Below are 4,119 nucleotides of genomic sequence, written 5' to 3'. Positions count from 1 at the left end.
CCAAATGGAGTACCATTATGGCGGGGGTCTTATCGCTCCCCGAACCCCTCATTAGATAAACTTAATCTGGTAAGTGCGATTGACCCTATCTCAAAAAACCAGTTTATTTGAAGAGAAATACCAATTTAACAAAACTCTACTTCTAAAATTATCGAAATTAGTAATGAATGGGTTAGCTTTTAGTTAAAATTGAGATCTTGCACCATTCTCAATAAAAAGCTACAACCCTTGATAATCCGTTAATGTGGTCACCAAAAATTAAGCTTTTTCAGGCTTATTGACATTGGTGCAAGATCTCAGTTAAAACAAACAACAAACAACAAACAACCAACAACCAACAACAATGAGAGTACTAGTACTACATAACCGCTACCAAATTCCTGGAGGTGAGGATGTGGTAGCCCAGTCAGAGAAAACTTTACTCGAAGACAATGGTCACAGTGTCGCTTGGCTAGAAGTCAGTAATGATGACATTACAGGTTTGTGGAGTCAAATCAAAACTGCTGCCAATACTATTTATTCCTATTCCTCAAAACAACGAGTAAGTGAGATAATTGCTAGTTTCAAACCCGATATCGTCCACGTCCATAACTTTTTTCCGCTCCTATCCCCAGCAGTTTACGATGCTTGTTATGAAGCGGGCGTACCTGTAGTCCAGACATTACATAACTACCGACTTCTCTGTGCCAATGCCGAATTTTTCCGGGATGGAGGTGTTTGTGAGGATTGTCTGGGAAAAGTTATTCCTTGGCCAGGAGTCGTTCACTCCTGCTATCGGGGTAATCGGGCAGCAACAGCCGCCGTTACTGCTATGCTTACCCTTCATCGTGCTAGAGGTACTTGGCGCGATCGCGTAAACTTATATATTACCCTCACCGACTTTGCCCGTCAGAAGTTCATCGCCGGAGGGTTACCTGGTAGTAAAATTGTCGTTAAGCCTAATTTCCTCCATCCCGATCCTGGTTTTGGCACTGGCGCTGGAGGATACGCACTATTCGTGGGAAGACTTTCCCAGGAAAAAGGACTAGACACACTCATCGCTGCCTGGAAACATCTGGATGGCAAGATTCCCCTCAAAATTGTCGGAGATGGTCCTCAGACTTTACAGGTTGCTGAGGCAGCCCAGAAAGTGCCGGGAGTGGAGTTGCTGGGGCGACTTAGCAAAAATGAAGTGTTAGCTTTAATGAAAGAGGCACTGATCTTAATCTTTCCCTCTTTGTGGTACGAGGGTTTTCCCATGACAATAGTCGAAGCTTATGCTGTCGGTGTCCCCGTTATTGCCAGTCAAATCGGCAGTCTCTCTGCTCTGATTCACCCAAGCCGCACGGGTATCCACTTCCGCCCTGGTGACTCGGAAGACTTGGCAGCCAAAGTGGAGTGGGCTTTAGCACATCCAGCAGAATTAACCCAGATGCGTCGGGATACTCGTGTTGAATTTGAAGCCAAGTACACGGCTGAGGCTAACTACCAACAACTGATGGAGATTTACCAGAAGGCCACGGAGTAAACTGCCCGCTACCAAGCTGGGTAGAGCTATGGTGGGGGATATATTAAGAAAAATCGAGATTCTCTCCCCCTACTATAGTGTCAAACCAGAGGCATAAATTTGACTTGTTGAAATATTAATTAATTTTTGAGACCTTTGTCTTCTATGATACTATTAGTATTTCCAGCTATAGCAGTCGCTTTCCTCGGTTAGGACATCCTCAAAAGCCAGAACTAATTCACAGGAGCGATCTCAAGGGGTGAATGCCTGACTTTTGCTATAAGTGGTTTAGTGTCTGGAAGTAGCCCCTTATACTTGTGTGCCACTTCCCCTGAAACCTCTTGCTTAGAAAGGACTTGACAATTAGCTGATTTTGAGAGATTGTAGCTACAGAGGTGTAAGAGAGTTTCTCACCCTATTTTAGACCCCTGAATTGAAATAGCCTTGTCATTGCCATCGGACAACCAGAATGGCAGTTTGGTTGATAGGGACAAAGTACTTGTCAACAAAGTACAGTAGAAAACACAGTATAGCGCATTTTTTTTGGTGTCAAATTACTTAATTTTTGGTGTGGGAGGTAAATGTTGTTGGCAACATGAATTATCTTTCATTCTTAGATGATTTTATTCAAAATTTTCCTAAAAAAAAAATAAGTAATTTTTAGAGGAACATTAAAAACATTTTATCTGTCTAGTCAACTTTCCAAATTAAAGCAGAATTAATACTAAATTAAATTCTGTCCTCGTACTTGCAACAGCTTTTGATGGTTGGTTTGCTACAACAAAAACACCAAAATATAAGCTCAGGGGCTTTCAGAGTAAATATGAATACTGTAACCAAAACTTTAGTAGTGTCTGCCAGCAAAACCAGTGTCCTAGGAATTGGAGTGAATAGAACTACATATCAAGAATCAACGGAATTAATCATTCAAAGTGCCAAAAACCGTAAATCTCTTCCGGTAGCAGCAGTCAATGTCCATAGTCTGACAGAGGCATATCTTGACGCAAATGGACACGGATATAGGGTTAAGCAATTTCCCCTAGTTGTCCCTGACGGACAGCCCGTGCGTTGGGCGATGAATCTGCTCCGGAAGCCTGGTCAAAAGTCCCTACAAGATCGAGTACGGGGACCTGAACTCATGTTACGTTTATGTAAAAGAGCAGCAGAAGAAGGTATCTCTATATTTTTCTACGGTTCGACAAAATCAGTACTGAGAAATTTACGGATCAATCTTACCAAACAATTTCCCAACTTGATTGTCGCCGGGGCAATTTCCCCTCCATTCCGTACCCTCAGCCCAGAGGAAGATGCCGAACATATCCGACAAATTAGCCAATCGGGAGCGGGTATTGTATTTGTAAGCTTGGGGTGTCCTAAGCAAGAAAAATGGGCATTTGAACATCGCGATAAACTTGATTGTCCCATACTATGTGTCGGAGCGGCCTTTGACATGCACGCGGGGAATCTTCCGGAAGCTCCCATATTAATGCAAGATCTGGGATTAGAATGGCTCTATAGGTTCGTGCGCGAACCTGTCCGCCTTTGGAAGAGGTATATGTTGTTCAATCCGATATATGTGATTCTCCTCTGTCTACAGCTGATGAAATTACTGCCCCTGAGAAACCCAGAGTATTAAAGTCTGGTGGGAAAATCTCAATGGCGATATGTATCGATAAGTAAAGACTTCATCCTTGATACTTGATCCTTAACACTTTTTGCGTCAGGATCGAACAACTGTCAAGCCGAGAAAGGGAGAAGAGTTTGTGAAATTAGCTGTAGTGAATATATCATTGTTAATCCGTCGGACGCTCAGAAGAGTTCGTGTACTTTGGGTTGTCTTGTTAGCATCGCTCCTGCTTTCAGGCTGTGTAAAATATGATATGGCTGTTTCATTTAATCATGAAAACAGCGGCGCGATTGTCCAGAAAATTGAGTTGGGAGAACAAATTGCTAGCTTTAGCAAAGAGCAAGTTACGGAATGGTTTAAAAGTATCGAGAAGCGAGCTAAACAACTTCAAGGCAACGCTAAACGAATTTCTGGCGAAACAATTTTAGTGACAATCCCCTTTAGCGGAGGACCGGAATTACTCGCTAAGTATGACCAATTTTTTAATTCAGGTACGGAGGAAAAGTCCCCCTCGACAACGGGAGATACGGGAGATTTACCCACTATTGACTCAAAGTTAAACCTGAAGCAACTTAACTTTTTTGTAGTCCAACGGAATCAGTTAAGCTATGAGTTAGATTTGCGATCGCTCGCCATCATGTCTTCAGATGGTAATGCCATCATCAGTCCAAGTTCCCTTTTGGATTTACAATTCAGTTTGCAGACACCTTGGGGAGCCAAACTTGCCCCCGCAGGTATTAATACTGTCACTGCCCAAATTGACGATAATGGGCGGAAGCTTTTGTGGAACCTCGATCCTGGTGAGTTAAACCATCTGGAAGTTATCTTTTGGGTCCCTAGTCCTGTGGGAATTGGTACGATCGCAATAATTGCGATCGTATTAGCTGGCTATTATCTGAAATATCAGTCTTTTCCTGGGACGGGAAGTGATATTGATGTCATTTCATCTGAAACATTAGAGGCGGAAGCATAATTAACCCCTCCCCAACCCTCCCCGATCGAGGCC

Annotated in this window: 3 protein-coding genes; all 3 read left to right on the top strand. The window is 43.0% G+C overall.

Annotation, left to right across the window (positions count from 1 at the left end):
* Window positions 1-343 precede the first annotated feature (343 nt).
* The 3 genes from NJ959_RS26475 (at window position 344) to NJ959_RS26465 (ending at window position 4,086) form a co-directional block, all read left to right on the top strand.
* Window positions 344-1,507, top strand: coding sequence for a glycosyltransferase family 4 protein (locus NJ959_RS26475; protein WP_254014752.1), 1,164 nt, complete (start codon window positions 344-346; stop codon window positions 1,505-1,507).
* Between the two features lie 802 nt (window positions 1,508-2,309).
* Window positions 2,310-3,122 (top strand): WecB/TagA/CpsF family glycosyltransferase, encoded by an 813-nt coding sequence (locus NJ959_RS26470; protein ID WP_254014751.1) that lies wholly within the window; start codon window positions 2,310-2,312, stop codon window positions 3,120-3,122.
* 127 nt (window positions 3,123-3,249) lie between these two features.
* Window positions 3,250-4,086, top strand: a complete 837-nt coding sequence (locus NJ959_RS26465; protein WP_254014750.1) for a DUF3153 domain-containing protein — start codon at window positions 3,250-3,252, stop codon at window positions 4,084-4,086.
* Window positions 4,087-4,119 lie beyond the last annotated feature (33 nt).

This window comes from Limnofasciculus baicalensis BBK-W-15 (genome assembly GCF_024178385.1).
In the GTDB taxonomy this organism is placed as follows: domain Bacteria; phylum Cyanobacteriota; class Cyanobacteriia; order Cyanobacteriales; family Coleofasciculaceae; genus Limnofasciculus; species Limnofasciculus baicalensis.
Note: the sequence above shows the minus strand (reverse complement) of the source record. Positions and strands in the feature narration are given on the sequence as shown.

Bases quoted from the DNA above. Each gene is read 5' to 3' on its own strand.
- NJ959_RS26475 (WP_254014752.1), top strand. From the start codon at position 344: ATGAGAGTACTAGTACTACATAACCGCTACCAAATTCCTGGAGGTGAG.
- NJ959_RS26470 (WP_254014751.1), top strand. From the start codon at position 2,310: ATGAATACTGTAACCAAAACTTTAGTAGTGTCTGCCAGCAAAACCAGT.